This window comes from Rossellomorea oryzaecorticis, from assembly GCF_038405515.1.
Taxonomy (GTDB): Bacteria; Bacillota; Bacilli; order Bacillales; family Bacillaceae_B; genus Rossellomorea; species Rossellomorea oryzaecorticis_A.
The window spans coordinates 83,498-98,972 of the sequence record NZ_JBBYAF010000002.1; the positions used below are offsets into that span (position 1 = coordinate 83,498).

Sequence of the window (15,475 nt, forward strand, 5' to 3'; positions counted from 1 at the left end):
CGGGAGTAATCTACTCCCTCCTACTCAATTTAATTAAAAGTTTGTTTAATATAGACTTTGAGAAACTGAAAATATCCTCAGTAAATCAAAGCCTTCCTTTAGATGGGTCTAGTATATTGGTACTCGTCCTGCAGGAAACATATCAAAACAACCCAAAAGATATTCCACTCATTTAGGACAATATTCCTAAAAGAATATTTTTAGTTGTTCCATTTAAGGTACAATTATATGGAATAATAAGGGAAAAGGTGATTTTATGTTTAGTGTACTAAAGAACACGAATTTTTCATATCTATTTTGGGGCAGAATTGTCACCAATATGGGGGATAGTTTATATAATGTGGCAGCCATGTGGCTAGTTTATGAACTTACCGGCAGTACTCTTTATACAGGATTAGCAGGGGCTTTAATCATGATTCCGCAAGTCTTTGAATTTTTAGTGGGTCCAATGGTAGACAGGTGGAAGCTTCGTACTATATTAGTTGTAACCCAAATTTTGCAAGGGATTCTTGTCCTCAGCATACCTGTTAGCTACTATCTTGGCTTCAGCAGTGTGTGGCTCATCATGTTTATCATGTTTGCAGTAGTGGCCATCGAGCAATTTGTTTATCCAGCACAATCTGCAATGATTCCCCGTGTGATTAAGAAGGAAGCATTGCCGGAAGCAAACTCACTAATGAACATTGCATACAAGGGAGCGAATTTCATCCTCACAGCCGTGGCTGGAATTCTTATTGTTAAAATTGGAGCAATAAATATTTATCTAATTAATTCAGTCACCTTCATCTTAGCCATCATGTTATTTAAGAATATTAAGTTAATTGAAAGTGAAGTTGTAGGAAAAAGAGAAACAAAAAGACTTGCCCCCGGTTTTTCCACATACAGAAGAGATCTTATGGAGGGATTCAGCTTTGTGAAAAATTCAACTATCCCTCAACTTGTTCTTCCTTTAGTCATTGGGAATTTTGTTTTCGGCATGATCAACGCCATTCTGCCAGCTTATGCGGACTTTAGGGGAGGGGAACAATACTATGGTTATTACCTCGCTTCATTGTCTATTGGGATGTTGATTGGCTCTTTCATTGCTATGTACTTTAAGAACATTCCTTTGGGATTGGTCATCGTTACTTCTTTCTTACTTTCAGGTACAGCGTGGGGTGGATCCTTTCTGATGGACAACACATGGATATCTATATTTTTGTTTGGAATATCTTCCATAGGGATAGGAGTTGCAAACGTATTGGTCTTTTCTCTCATTCAGGCGCTGATACCGGAGCGGATGATGGGGAGGGTGTTTTCAGTCATTTCGAGTGCAGCAACCATATTGCTGCCTCTTGGATCTCTGTTGGGGGGATATTTTGCCACCAAAATAGGCAGCGAATGGGTGTACGCTGGGGGAAGTCTGGTCAATTTAATTATTGTGGTCTATTGGACATTGAATCGCAACCTGAGAAAGTTGCCGTCCTATCTGAATATCAATTCAGAGGATCATTTACGACATGAAGTCTTATAAAATGGACAAAAAGGAACCTTGGAAGAAAGGTTCCTTTTTCTATTAATTGCACACATATTGAGGTTGGTTGATGAAATTTTTTAATGCGTCGATACCGTGAGATATTACTTCTTCGAAATTTTCTTCGTGTTCTAATACTTTTGTGATAAATTGTTCAACGCTGATTTCATTCTCTTCTAATGCAGATTTTATTGATAAGTCCAGCATATTTTCCTTACCTTTGTATTTTGTCAGAAGAGAGAAAGCAAGTAAGTAAGCCAATGGGCTTGTTATATGATCTTTGAAACCAAAAATGAAAGGAGTGTTTAATAAAGCATTCATATGAGTGTATTCTTGGTTGGTGAATTGGACACTATCTGGTGTTGAGGTGGTATCCAAATCCTTTTGAATGGCAAGATAATCCTTTAAGGTTAAATCGCCATGTTCAGATAAATAACTCACAAGTTCAGATTCTAGTTGATATATGGAATACTGGCTTAATACTATTTTATTTAATCGGAAAAGATACTGGTGATGAATTTTTTCTTTTGTAGGTTCATCCAAGCTGGTGTCTTCCATAATAGAAGTTACACAGAACAATTCAAATAAATAAGCCAAGGTTTCGTTCAACAATGTCCGGCTATCATTATAGAAAGAGGAATTGTACATCTTATTGTAATAAGAATGACCTAATTCATGGCACAAAATAAAGAAAGATTCCAAACTGCCTGCATAAGAGAGAATCATCTTGTTTAACTTGAGATGTGGAAAATAATAGTTACGGTTTATTCCATGATTTTTAGAGGCATCCACGATTTTAATATGGTTCCCGGAAAACATCATTTTAATATGCTCCGTGATGAAGGGGTTTTTATACTTTCTGTTCAAACTTCCTATTAGCATGGCCCCAGCTTTTTCGATTTCGCCAAATACTTCTTTATATTCAAGACTTTTATATAAGTAATCAATGTTTACCAAGTCATCGTCTTCTGAAGGAAATAGTGTGCGGCCTATAAGTGGCACCAGCTCTTCTAGATGATGATGTAACACTTTATCGACAGCGTTAACCTTTTCTTCCCCGATTCCCAACGTCTCTTGGTAATAATGTTCCAAAGGGATTGTTGCGAATTTATTCTTTACTTGTTTGAAGAAACTAATAAGTCGTTCACCCTCTTCAATTATAGAAAAATGGCAATCTTTTTGGAGTTTCATCCTATCTTCATATGATTCGATTGAATTTATGCTATTAAGCGCTTCAAAAATATTCGTGAAAGCATGGCCTGGAACCTGAATATTTCGGACAAGGTCTAAGTATTGTTCTTGTAGCTGTTCGGAGATATAAACTGTTGAATCCTCTTCACTTTGATCTAAAAATTCAACCAGTTGAAGGAAATCATCATATACACCCCCAAGGCCGTAATCTTCTATAGATCCTGTCGAAATCAATAGGTCAAATACCTGGTACATTGCCAATACTTCCAGTTCAAGGTGATTTGGAATGTCGACAGATACGCTTAAGCAATTTTGAATATAGGTAAGTTTTCTCCGTATTTCCTCTTCCTTCAAAGGCATGATATGTGAAAGGTTCCCCATAAACAAATCGTTACTATTAGATGACACTTCCTCAAATAATTTTGTATTTCCCATTTCGGATAATCTTAAACTGATATGTGAAGACGATTTCTTACCCAACAAGTCATCCATCAAAATTTTAGCGACTAACATACAGCCGGCCATACTTTGAATAATCGTTCCCCTGTTATCACTGATGAAATAATGAGAATAGTTAGAATAACTTGTTGTTAATATATCCATGCCTTGATCACTTGTAATATCATTAGCAATGGTTGAATCATTAAAATACCCAAGCAGAATATATTTAGCTTTTGATAGCTGTGCTTCTTTTGCTAAACCTTTATGAAGAACCTCAGTGGAATTATCAAAGCATCCAAAGATATAATCAAAGGACCCAAGTTCCAAGTCGGAAAATTCAGTGATGTTTTCAATTCTTTTATTGTATGCGTTTACTTTGCAAAAAGGGTCGATAGTTTTCAGCTTCTCTTTGATAACATCCACTTTATATTTATCCACGTCACTGAGTTCAAATAGGAACTGTGCCTTTATATTCTTCTTTTCAACGATATCGTGGTCGATGATGCTGAATTTCTTTACTCCAAGCTTTGACAATGTGAGTATAAGAGATGATCCTACTGTTCCTGTCCCGATTACGACGATATGCAAATTTTCAATTTTTTTCATCAATGTATTTGCTTCAGAGGAGTGATCATAAACAGAAAAATAGTTAAAATTCCTTATATTCTCAGGATCATCCGAATAAATGGATTCCTTGACAAGGAATCCATTAACAAGAAGGAAGTCATTTAGTTCATCAAAGTCTGTTTGATTAATCTCATATCGAGCCTTCCATTGTTCTAATTCAAATGTTAATTCTTTTGAATCCTCTAGTCTATAAATATTAAGTAAAGACCAAATAGCTTCGAAGTCTTCAATCTCGAGTGATTTTTCTTCGCCATCAAAATACCTAATTTCATTTTTTTCTGGGAAGCCTCTAAAGTTAAGGCTGGATTTCAATTTGATCATGCGACTTCATCCTTTTATTTTTTATATAATAATAAAAGGAAGGTGAAAAGGTTTTCCTTTTTCACCTTCCTTAAAAATGTAGGTTTTAGCATCTGTTATAGCACATGCAAAGAACTTCGTTTTGAACTGCGCGTTTGATTTTCACTTTAATCTTCATTTTATTCACTCCCTTCTGAATAGATTGATGATTCTGTTTTATCATACATAAATTGTAAAAAAAAATTAAATTGTAAAATATTGCAATATTTTGCTTTTTGAGTAATATAGACTATGTATTCTTTCCTATTCAATGGAATTTATTGAAAAATATTCTTTTAGGAATAATCTTTATTTGAAGCATAGGGAAATGAAGATTCAAGTATTAGATGGAATCAAAGTGTCTGAAAGACTAAGGTCCAGATTGAAACCTGTTATATTCCAAAAGGGCATAAAATTGAAATTAATTAATCTTTCACCTTGGGTTCAAAAGTCTTTATATCCGAGGGCGGGTTTATCCCTGAATTTAATCAAACGTTTGTTTAAACCCTCAAATCCTTTTAACTAATAGGATTACCGGGACTAATCAAACGTTTGTTTAAAAATAGAATGAGTGATCAAACCAAATATTAGGGGAGCGTAAAGCCGAGGAGGCTCACGGGCTACCCGCGGAAAGCGAAGTCTTCCACGGAAATCAAAAGCGGTGTTCAAGGAATTTTTCAATAAATTTCTCCCCGCCACTCCAACAAAGAAATCGCTTACAGTAAAAATCGCAAAAAAATCCCTTATTGACTTTCCAATACAAACCATATAACATCTCCTATAAGATTAAAAACTTCGAAAATTAAATACTTTCAATTATCAAGAGTGACCGAGGGATCAGGCCCTATGACGTCCGGCAACCTCCATTATGGAACGGTGCTAATTCCTGCAGAATGAATCTCATTCTGAAAGATAAGTCGATATACATACGCGATGCTTCTTTCAGTAATTGAAAGGAGCATTTTTTATTTAAAAAAGTACCGTGGATACCAACCGGCAAGGGAGTTTTTTAGAAATAAAAGGGGTGGCCAATGTGATTGAAATCAAAAACCTTGTGAAAGAATACAAGACAAAAAAACAGACGGTACTCGGTGTGGATAATGTTTCTGTCACCATTCAAAAAGGGGAAGTCTTCGGAATCGTCGGCTACAGCGGCGCTGGAAAAAGCTCACTCATCCGCTGTCTGAACCTGCTGGAAAAGCCTACATCGGGAGAAATCATCATCGACGGCCAGGACTTGACGAAGCTTTCTTCTAGAGACCTTCGCCTCGCACGTCAGAAGATCTCCATGATTTTTCAACACTTCCATCTCATCAAAGCGAAAACAGTGTATGAGAATCTTGCTTTTGCCTTAAAAGCAGCCAAGGTCCCAAAAGCGAAAATCGAACCAAGGGTGAACGAACTCCTGGAAATGGTCGGATTAAGCGATAAGGCCCAGGCTTATCCCGCCCAGCTGAGCGGCGGACAAAAACAGAGGGTCGGAATCGCACGGGCGCTTGCGAACAACCCATCAGTTTTACTTTGCGATGAGGCGACTTCCGCGCTGGATCCGAGCACAACGAAATCCATCTTGAAACTGTTAAAAGATATCAACAAACAGCTTGGATTGACGATTGTCCTCATCACTCACGAAATGGAAGTGGTGAAAGAAATCTGCGATAGAATGGCCGTCATGCAGGACGGAAGAATCGTCGAAGAAGGAGCGGTATACGACCTCTTTGCCAACCCGAGGCAGCCGCTGACGAAGCAGTTTATCGAAAACATCCTGCAATTTGAATTGCCGCCTCACCTGCTGAACAGCCGGACAGGAAGGTTGATCAAGATCCAATTCAAGGGTTCGATTGCAGAAGAGAGCGTCGTGTCAGAGGTGTTCCAAAAATACAAGGTTCGCGGGAATATCCTTCATGGCAAGATAGAGTATATCCAGGAAACGCCGCTCGGGATCTTCATCATGGAACTGATCGGCGAGGAAGCTGAAATACAGGCGGCAATCCGCTACATAACCGCTAAAACGCAAAGCTTGGAGGTGCTTGACCGTGCTGCCTGATTCATTGATTGCAATTTTACCAGAGTTAAATAAAGCATTTCTCGAAACCGTATATATGGTCGGCATTTCTTTGGCCATCGCGATCTTACTCGGCTTGCCGCTAGGCGTTCTCCTTTTTGTAACAGACAAGGGATTGTTCCTGCAAAACGGGTTCATTAAGAAGATCGTCGGATTTGTAGTCAATATGGTCCGCTCGGTTCCGTTCATTATTTTATTAGTTGCACTTTTACCTCTTACTAAATTTTTGACGGGGACGACCATCGGACCTACAGCCGCTTCCGTTTCGTTATCTGTGGCTGGGATCCCATTTTTTGCAAGGATGGTGGAGACGGCGCTCCGTGAGATTGATAAGGGTGTCATTGAAGCTTCGGTTTCGGTGGGTGCGAGTCCTTGGATGATCATCAAAGATGTACTTCTGCCGGAAGCAAAGCCTGCTGTCATACAGGCAATCACCATTACAACGATCAGTCTGGTCGCCTATTCCGCGATGGCAGGAATCGTAGGGGGGGGCGGTGTCGGTGACCTCGCTATCCGTTTCGGCTATTACCGTTACGACAATACCGTGATGATCACCACGGTCGTTGTTCTGATCTGCCTGGTTCAGCTCATCCAGTATACGGGCGATATTTTTGCAAGAGTAGTAGATAAAAGATAAATACTTTAGGGGGAAGATTTCATGAAAAAATGGATTTTACTTTTAGCAGCATTGTTTACAGTAAGCCTTCTTGCAGCATGCGGCGGAGAAGAAGCAAGCTCGGAGGATAAGAAAGAAATCACGATCGGGGCGACATCCGGTCCTTACAGTGACATGGTCACAAAAGCAATCAAACCGGGGCTTGAGGAAAAAGGATACACCGTTGAAGTGAAAGAATTCAGCGACTACATCCAGCCGAACAACGCACTCGCGCAGGGGGACCTCGACGCAAACCTATTCCAGCATAAAATCTATATGGAAACATTCGCGAAGCAGCACGGCATGGAGCTTTCGGAAGTCATCGTCGTGCCGACTGCACCAATGGGAATCTATTCAAACAAGTTTGATTCACTGGAAAACATCAAAGAAGGCAGTGCCATCGCCATCCCGAACGACCCGACAAACGCAGCACGCGCGTTCCAAATCTTAGTGGATGCGGAATTGATTACTTTGAAAGAAGGAACCGACCCGCTGACCGTTTCTGAAAAAGACATCGACAAAAACGTGAAGAATCTTCAATTCAAGCCAATCGAAGCGGCACAGCTTCCAAGAGCGGTGGAGAGCGTTGACTTGTCAGCAGTTCCAGGAAACTATGCACTGGCTGCAAAAATGGATCTGCTTGACGCACTCCAGCTTGAAAACATGCCAGATCAATACCGAAACCGTGTCGTCATGAACACAAAAGACGTTGACTCACAGCTGGCAAAAGACATCAAAGCAGTCGTGGAAGCAGAAGAATTCGAAAAAGTCATCGATGAAGAATTCAAAGGCTTTGGAAAGCCGGAGTGGATGAAATAATTTCATACTTTAATGTAGTGAGGGACGGGCCTTTAGCTAGCTAAAGGCCCGTCCCTCGTTGGGTTACCCCGCTAAAAGCCCGTCCCTCGTTACGCTAATGCGTTAAAATGGTGGAAGTTTTGTTCATACAACCTCTTATCCCTTCATATACTTTACTCACATTGGTTATTGATTTCCAATTTTGGGAGTTGAGGAAAGACCTTACAAGTTAATAACTTTGTGTAGAGACCCGGAGATTCACATCATGAGCTTAGGCGCACCTAGGTTATGTTTGTGATTCTTTTTTTATGTGGAAAACCGATTGGATTTGTACCAGGTACATCGGTCGCATTTTGTACCTGGTACAGAATCGTAGAATTGTACCAGGCACAGAAGTCGCATTTTGTACCTGGCACAAAACCGAAGAATTGTGCCAGGCACAGAAGCCCCACTTTGTACCTGGTACAGAATCGTAGAATTGTACCTGGTACAACCGCGACTCTGTGTACCAGGTACAGCAGCCTCTCTATGTACCAGGTACACAACTAAAAAGCACCCCATAAATTTGAAAACGCTTCAAAACGATGCAGTTCCTTGAGGAAAGGGGAAGACGATGTGAAAAAGGTTGAGCTCATTGATGTATCAAAGTCTTACGACAAGAAGACCGAAGTCATTACAAATATCAATGTCACCATCGAGCCAGGTGAATTCTTTGTGCTTGTCGGTCCGTCCGGCTGCGGGAAAAGTACGATGCTGAGGATGATAGCGGGACTTGAGGATATTACCGCCGGTGTACTGAAGATAGGGGATGAGGAGGTAAACAATCTCCCGCCGAGCAAGCGGAATATTTCGATGGTTTTCCAGAACTATGCCCTCTATCCACATTTGTCAGTTGAAGAGAATATCGTTTTCGGTTTGCACGTAAAGAAAATCCCCAAGGCAGAGAGGAAGGCGAGATGTGAAGAGACGGCAAAGATGCTTGGTCTCTCTGACTATCTGAAAAGGAAACCGCGCGAGCTTTCCGGAGGGCAGCGGCAGCGTGTCGCACTTGCCCGCGCCATCGTCAATCAGGCCCCGATCTGCCTGATGGATGAACCGCTGTCCAATCTTGATGCCAAATTAAGGGCACATATGCGGTCTGAGATCAGGCAGATACAACGAAAGCTGGGGATCACCATGATTTACGTCACTCATGATCAAGTCGAAGCGATGACGATGGGGGACCGGATCATGATTCTTCATGACGGGAAGATTCAGCAGATCGGGAAGCCGATAGATATTTATAATAACCCGGCAAATCCATTTGTGGCGACTTTCATTGGTTCTCCTCCTATGAATATCGGTGAAGCGAGTTACGATGCAGCAACCTCTCAACTTCATCTGGGAGACGAGGGACGCATCACCATTCCGCAAGAAGACGAAGAACTTCTAAAGTCAGGAAGCATCCTCGTCGGTGTCCGTCCTGAGCATCTGAAAGCTGCCACAAAAGATACAAACCCGGAAGATAAAATCCATGTCGAAGTCATCAATGTTGAGGTGCTCGGGAACGAAACAATCTTCGCCTTCAAACTTGGTCAAAAAGAATGGATGGCGAAGTGGACCGGCCAGTGGCGGATCAATGTGGGGGACGTGATCCCGATTGTCATAAACTACGAATCTCTTTGCTTTTTTGACAGCGAAACGAATCAAATCGTAAAAACCCCGACGGATATCGAAAATTACATGTTCGACCAAGAGGTGCTCAAATGAAAGCCCGCGGAAGTACTGCTTCACCAAGTCTGTGGAAGAAGTCACTGAACGTCAGAACCGCCATGCTCTATCTTTTTCCTTCTATATTATTGTTTGCTGTATTTATCTTTTACCCGATGTTCCGGACACTGTATCTCAGCTTTTTCCTAACCGATCAGCAGGGGAATGCCGCCTTGTTTGTCGGTCTTGAAAATTACGCTTATTTACTAGAGTCGCCCGAGTTCAGGAACAGCATCAAAGCGACCATCCTTTTTGTTTTATATACCGTCCCAATCGGAATTATATTAGCACTTTTCCTTGCACTCATCGCCAATGAAAAATTGAAGGGAGTCGGCTTTTTCAGGACGATGTATTCCTCGTCCATGGGGATATCGGTCGCGGCTTCCTCGGTGGTATGGTTATTCCTTTTCCATCCGAGCGTCGGAATGTTCAACCGGCTACTGAGCCTCCTGCATCTGCCGCAGGTCCAATGGCTGCTTGATCCTGAGTGGGCACTGATTTCCGTGTCCATTTCGACCATCTGGCTTAACACCGGATTCTCTTTTTTAATCCTGCTCGGAGGCCTTCAGAACATCGATGAGTACCTCTATGAAAGTGCCCGCATTGACGGAGCGGGGTACTGGTATCAGCTCAGAAGGATCACGATCCCGATGCTGTCGCCTACACTGTTCTTCATTATCACGATTTCGCTGATTAACGCATTTCAGACATTCGGCCAGATCGACATCCTGACCAAAGGAGGCCCTTCGCAGTCTACCAATCTCATCGTCTATTCGATTTACCGGGAGGCCTTCATCAATTATCAATTTGGAACGGCGAGTGCGCAGGCAGTGTTCCTGTTTATCTGCATTCTGATCGTGACGATCCTGCAATTCAAGCTGGGGGAAAAGAAGGTGCATTATCAATGAGTATCTCTAGGAAAATACTGTTCTATGTTCTCCTTAGTGTATCGGCATTCATCGTCTGTTTTCCCGTGCTTTATGCGTTCATGATCAGTTTTATGACCGGCTCGGAAATCCTGCAGGGAAAATTCCTTCCTCAGTCTTTTACGCTTGAAAACTACCTGAGGGTGTTTGACCGGCTGCCGCTGTTGAATTACCTGATCAGTAGTTTCGTTGTCTCCTTCAGTGTGATGCTCGGCCAGCTGGTGGTCTGCAGCATGGCGGCCTATGCATTTGTCTTCATCCCGTTCAAAGGAAGAGATTTTATTTTCTTCTTATTCATTTCAACTATGATGATTCCATGGGAAGCAACGATGATCCCGAACTTCTTTACCATCCAGAAGCTGGACTGGATCAATACGTATCAGGGGCTGTCACTTCCGTTTTTCGCCCTGGCTTTCGGGACGTTTCTTTTGCGACAGCATTTTAAAACGATTCCCAAGGAACTGCATGAAGCGGCACAGGTGGCCGGCTTGAGCAGATTCGCTTTTTTCTGGAGAGTGATTCTGCCCGTGTCAAAAACAAGTCTGGTAACACTCGGAGCATATGGCTTCCTGACGACTTGGAATATGTATCTATGGCCGCTCCTTGTGACGACCAATGACTCGGTCCGAACGGTTCAAATCGGTTTGAAGCAGCTGCAGACACAGGAGATGGCGACCGAATGGGGAGTCGTCATGGCAGGCGTCATCATTGTGATCATCCCGACCCTGCTGCTTCTTTTCCTCGGTCAGAAACAGCTGCAAAAAGGACTGACGCAGGGAGCATTGAAATAGCGGTGTTTCACATGCCTGCTGCTCTACGAAGCTCTGGCATGTTTTAGCATAAATAACAAAAAGGGGTGTTACCGCAATGAAAAGAAAGCTAAGGATGTTGTTCATTTTTAGTGTGCTGGCGGCCATGCTGTTCACGACGGCCTGTTCGAACAGTGAGAGTCAAAAGCCGAAAGACGGCGGTTCAGATGATGGAAAGAGTTCCGGGCCGGTGGAGATTAAATTCTGGCATGCGATGTCAGGAGCAGGACAGGAAGTGCTTGATGGAATCGTCGCCGACTTCAACAACTCTCAGGATAAGTACAAAGTGAACGCGGAGTTCCAGGGAACCTATGAAGAGTCGCTGACGAAACTGCGCAGTGTCGGTGGAACAGAGAATGCCCCGGCGATCACACAGGTATTCGAAGTCGGCACGAAATACATGATCGAAAGCGGATTTATCGAACCGATGCAGACGTTCATCGACAAGGATAAGTATGACGTGTCTCAGCTTGAAAAGAATATCCTGAACTACTACACAGTGGACGGAAAACTTTATTCCATGCCATTTAACTCCTCTACACCGGTTATGATCTACAACAAAGACGCATTCAAAGAAGCCGGGCTTGATCCGGAAAGTCCGCCTCAAACCTTTGAAGAAGTAAAAGCCGCTGCTGAAAAATTAACGAAAAAAGATGAGCGTTTCGGCTTCTCCATGCTCACATATGGCTGGTTCTTTGAACAGTTGGTCGCCACCCAAGGCGGGGTATATGTGAACGAAGAAAACGGGCGTGCAGGCGATGCAACAGAAGCAGTCTTTAATGGGGAAGAAGGTCTCCGCGTCTTCAAGTTCCTCGATGACATGAACAAAGCCGGAACATTCGGCAACTACGGAACAAACTGGGATGACATCCGTGCCGCTTTCCAAACCGGAAAAGTCGCCATGTACCTGGATTCATCAGCAGGTGTAGCCAATGCGATCAACAGCTCACCGTTTGAAGTGGGCGTCGCATTCATTCCATATCCTGAAGAAGTGGAGCGCCAGGGAGTGGCCATCGGCGGAGCGTCCCTCTGGATGTCAAAAGGAATCTCAGAGGAGAAGCAGGAAGCCGCATGGGAATTCATGAAATACCTCCAAACACCTGAAAGCCAGGCGAAATGGCATATCGGAACAGGCTACTTCGCAATCAACCCGTCTGCTTATGATGAAGACATCGTGAAGCAGGAGTGGGAGAAGTACCCGCAATTCAAGGTTACTGTTGATCAGCTTCAGCAGACGACCCCGTCAGTTGCTACCCAAGGTGCACTGATCTCTGTATTCCCTGAATCCCGTCAGCAAGTCGTGACGGCACTGGAGAATCTGTATCAGGGAACAGATCCGCAGGAAGCATTGGATCAAGCGGTGAAAGGCACGAATCGGGCGATTGAGATAGCTAATAAGACGAAGCAGTAATATGTAAAATGGGGCAGACCTTCAGTTTAAGGTCTGTCTCTCATTATGTTTAGAGGAAATTATGAATGATTTAAACTTTCTCTATTAAAACTTCTTTTTAACTTTATTTAGTGTAGTTTTCTGTGAAAAATGCCGATATACATAACAAAGAAAGAAGATAAAGGAGAGAAACACATGTTTTGCCATAAATGTGGAGAAAAACAAAGTATGAGTGCAAAGTTTTGCGGCGGTTGTGGAACTGAACTCAATAAGGGAAAAGACCATGATAACTCTTCAAGGGTAGAAAAAAAGGAATCATCAGTACCCCCTTCCACCGGGAAAGTGACTGCTATGCTCCTAGTGCCGTTTCTTACACTATTACTGACAGGCGGCGGAGTTTATGGCTACTATTCATTTGAGGAGAGCAATAATCATAAAGTCGCTAATTGGAAAGAGCAAGCGGAGGAGCTCGCCTTAGAAGGGAAGTACGATGAAGCGATTAAATATTTGAAAAAAGCAAGGTCACTCCGACCGAAATATGCAATTTTAAAAGAAGAAATCAGTGTTCTCGAGAAAGCCCTAAGCTATAAAAACTCTATGGATCAAATCGCTCAATTGATTAAAAAACGAGACTATGAAAATGCCACAAAACAAGTGGAAGAGCTGAAAGAGCTTAAAAAGAAAGAAGAAGCTCCTTTATTGAATCAGTTTTCTGCAAAAATAGAAGAAGCTGAAATCACCATAACGGTCGGGAAAATCAAAGAGGAAGTAGATAAGCTTACTACAATTGACGAACTGGCTAATAAATTAAGTGTAATTAAGTCATTATCATCTGGGGAAGCGCCTAAAGTCAAAGACCAAATCATTAATAGAATGGTACAGATCACAAGTGATCAAGCGGAAAATGCTCTTATGGAAAATAATTTTTCGGATGCTTTTGCTATCGTAGAGAAAGCAATGTCGCATTCAGGTGATCATGAGAAACTGACCGCTTTAAAACAAACGATCCAACAAAAGAAAGCGTCATTTGAAAAAGCAGAAGAAGAACGAATACAGCAAGCGATGGAGATGGCTGCACAAGAAGACTTAAAAAATCGCACAGAAGCTGTAGAACTGATTTCATTAGAAACCCAAGTCGATGAATACGGAGATTTACATATCTACGGGGAAGTGAAAAATACAGCCACTGTTTCTATATATTCGGTTGATATCTCTTATTCCGTTTACGGATCAGACGGAAGTTTATTGACAACAGGCTACACGTCCGTGTTTCCTTACTATTTAAATGCAGGAGATACAGCTTCATTCAGTGATTCCGTTTATTATGTTTATGATGAAACAACCTCAGTGGAAATTGACAATATCACATGGTATGTGGAATAGGGAAAGGTGAGTTACATGAAAGCAGGATGGATAACAAGTATTGTCGTTTCCTTCATTATTGTTGGGGCAGGGATGGTGTCTGTTTACCTTATAAACAAGGAAGTTCCAAACCAATTAAAAGCGGAATCAGCTATTGCAGTGGTAACAGAGGAAAAGGCTGATGAAAAACCTGAAATGACAAAAGAATTAAAAGAAATCATCAGGGACGTTCAAAAGGTCGTGGTGAAGATCGAGGTGCCAGGAGGAATGGGGTCGGGCTTCCTATATAATGATAAGGGGGACGTCATCACCAATGCTCATGTGGTTTCAAATGTGAAAGATGTAAGGATTATTGCAGCCGACTCAAGAGAGTTTGACGGCACTGTTATCGGAATAAGCTCTGATACCGATGTGGCGGTAGTTCGTGTACCGGGACTTGCGCAGTCAGACTTTCTGAAAGTAAGTCAAAATAAGGCAGACATTGGAGAAGAAGTATTGGCACTTGGGAGCCCCCTCGGACTACAAAATACAGTGACCACCGGGATCATCAGCGGAGTGGACCGGGATTTTGATTTGGAGCCCTATCATTATGAAGACGTCTATCAAATATCCGCGCCGATTGCTCCAGGGAACAGTGGTGGCCCATTAGTCGATGTGAAAACAGGGGAAGTGCTCGGAATCAATTCAGCAGGGACCAACCAGGGGGCTATTGGCTTCAGTATCCCTCTCTCAAATGTGCTCTCCATGATTGAAGGGTGGTCAAAGTCTCCAATGACCATTTTGCCAGAGACAGTAGCTGCGACTGAGACCGAGAATGAAGAATACAACTATAAAGAACCTCTTAATACAGAAGTTGCTGAGTATGTAGTTCATTATTTCTATGAAAGTGTAAATTATCAAGATTATGTTACAGCCTATTCTCTTCTGGGGAGTGAGTGGCAGCAAGAAACAGCTTATAAAGATTTACGCAACGGATATCTTCAGACGGAATCGGTCGCCATTGATGAAATTACCAGTACAGATAATGGTGACTCCTATACCGTCGTTGCCATAATCAGTGCAGAAGAAAACATCGAAGGAACTTTTCGATACAGTAAATATAGAGTCACATATAAACTCGGGTACGAAAATGATCAATTGAAAATCCTTTCGGGTGATGCGAAGAAAATAGATTAGAAGGTAGATGTAAGGGGCATTAGTTTCTTTAAGCTCCTTACATCGTCTTCCTTAATCATCAACCTCGAATGTTCCTTCGAACCATACACAAACCATTGCCCAGCCGATTCATCATATTCGCAGTAGTAAGTATAATAGTAGGTTTTAGGAATGATGATGGTCGCGTCGGGATTGAATGGGTCATTCCAGCTGCTGGCATAGCGTTCTTCTACATTGATGCTGGCCGTATATTTTCCGTTTTCTTCTTTGATGTAGAAGGATTGTTTGTTGAAAATCATACCTTTCATTTTGCTCCCATAAGAAATTCTCCATTTTTCCTTTCTTGGTGTATATCCAATAAATACCAGTAAAATGTGAAAATATTACAATATTTTAATATGCTGTTTAAAGGAAGAAATGTTGAACAAACTACCCATTTGTGTAAGACTCTTTCG

General features: G+C 42.1%; 12 protein-coding genes and 1 riboswitch. Of the genes, 10 read left to right on the forward strand and 2 right to left on the reverse strand.

All coding sequences use genetic code 11. The annotated features are described in order from the left end of the window. Positions 1-256 precede the first annotated feature (256 nt). Positions 257-1,513, forward strand: coding sequence for an MFS transporter (locus AAEO50_RS01390; protein WP_341979615.1), 1,257 nt, complete (start codon positions 257-259; stop codon positions 1,511-1,513). A gap of 42 nt (positions 1,514-1,555) precedes the next feature. Here AAEO50_RS01390 and AAEO50_RS01395 read toward each other — a convergent pair whose 3' ends face one another. Further along, entirely contained in the window at positions 1,556-4,093 is a 2,538-nt protein-coding gene (locus AAEO50_RS01395; RefSeq protein ID WP_341979617.1) for a ThiF family adenylyltransferase, read from the reverse strand. Positions 4,094-4,924: 831 nt separating this feature from the next. Beyond that, positions 4,925-5,030: riboswitch (SAM riboswitch) on the forward strand. Positions 5,031-5,144: 114 nt separating this feature from the next. On the opposite strand from AAEO50_RS01395, the gene AAEO50_RS01400 reads away from it, so the two are divergent. From AAEO50_RS01400 to AAEO50_RS01440, 9 genes are all read left to right on the forward strand, one after another. After that, the gene (locus AAEO50_RS01400) at positions 5,145-6,158 is read left to right on the forward strand and encodes a methionine ABC transporter ATP-binding protein (RefSeq protein ID WP_341979619.1); all 1,014 of its coding nucleotides are present in this window, start codon (positions 5,145-5,147) and stop codon (positions 6,156-6,158) included. After that, positions 6,148-6,813, forward strand: a complete 666-nt coding sequence (locus AAEO50_RS01405) for a methionine ABC transporter permease (RefSeq protein ID WP_341979621.1) — start codon at positions 6,148-6,150, stop codon at positions 6,811-6,813. Before AAEO50_RS01400 ends, AAEO50_RS01405 begins: the two co-directional genes overlap by 11 nt. A gap of 21 nt (positions 6,814-6,834) precedes the next feature. After that, positions 6,835-7,650, forward strand: coding sequence for a MetQ/NlpA family ABC transporter substrate-binding protein (locus AAEO50_RS01410; RefSeq protein ID WP_341979624.1), 816 nt, complete (start codon positions 6,835-6,837; stop codon positions 7,648-7,650). Positions 7,651-8,244: 594 nt separating this feature from the next. Beyond that, positions 8,245-9,378: a sn-glycerol-3-phosphate ABC transporter ATP-binding protein UgpC gene (locus tag AAEO50_RS01415; protein WP_341979627.1), complete on the forward strand. Its 1,134-nt coding sequence runs from the start codon at positions 8,245-8,247 to the stop codon at positions 9,376-9,378. After that, on the forward strand, positions 9,375-10,286 hold the full coding sequence (locus tag AAEO50_RS01420) for a sugar ABC transporter permease (protein WP_341979629.1): 912 nt from the start codon (positions 9,375-9,377) through the stop codon (positions 10,284-10,286). Before AAEO50_RS01415 ends, AAEO50_RS01420 begins: the two co-directional genes overlap by 4 nt. Further along, positions 10,283-11,095, forward strand: a complete 813-nt coding sequence (locus tag AAEO50_RS01425) for a carbohydrate ABC transporter permease (RefSeq protein WP_341979631.1) — start codon at positions 10,283-10,285, stop codon at positions 11,093-11,095. The genes AAEO50_RS01420 and AAEO50_RS01425 overlap by 4 nt, the downstream gene beginning before the upstream one ends. A 76-nt stretch (positions 11,096-11,171) precedes the next feature. Beyond that, positions 11,172-12,524: an ABC transporter substrate-binding protein gene (locus AAEO50_RS01430; RefSeq protein ID WP_341979634.1), complete on the forward strand. Its 1,353-nt coding sequence runs from the start codon at positions 11,172-11,174 to the stop codon at positions 12,522-12,524. A gap of 207 nt (positions 12,525-12,731) precedes the next feature. Beyond that, positions 12,732-13,886, forward strand: a complete 1,155-nt coding sequence (locus AAEO50_RS01435; protein ID WP_341979636.1) for an FxLYD domain-containing protein — start codon at positions 12,732-12,734, stop codon at positions 13,884-13,886. Positions 13,887-13,901: 15 nt separating this feature from the next. Next, entirely contained in the window at positions 13,902-15,041 is a 1,140-nt protein-coding gene (locus tag AAEO50_RS01440) for a S1C family serine protease (protein WP_341979638.1), read from the forward strand. On the opposite strand, the gene AAEO50_RS01445 is transcribed toward AAEO50_RS01440, so the two are convergent. Then, positions 15,038-15,328: a hypothetical protein gene (locus AAEO50_RS01445; protein WP_341979640.1), complete on the reverse strand. Its 291-nt coding sequence runs from the start codon at positions 15,326-15,328 to the stop codon at positions 15,038-15,040. The two genes, AAEO50_RS01440 and AAEO50_RS01445, sit on opposite strands and share 4 nt — an antisense overlap. Positions 15,329-15,475 lie beyond the last annotated feature (147 nt).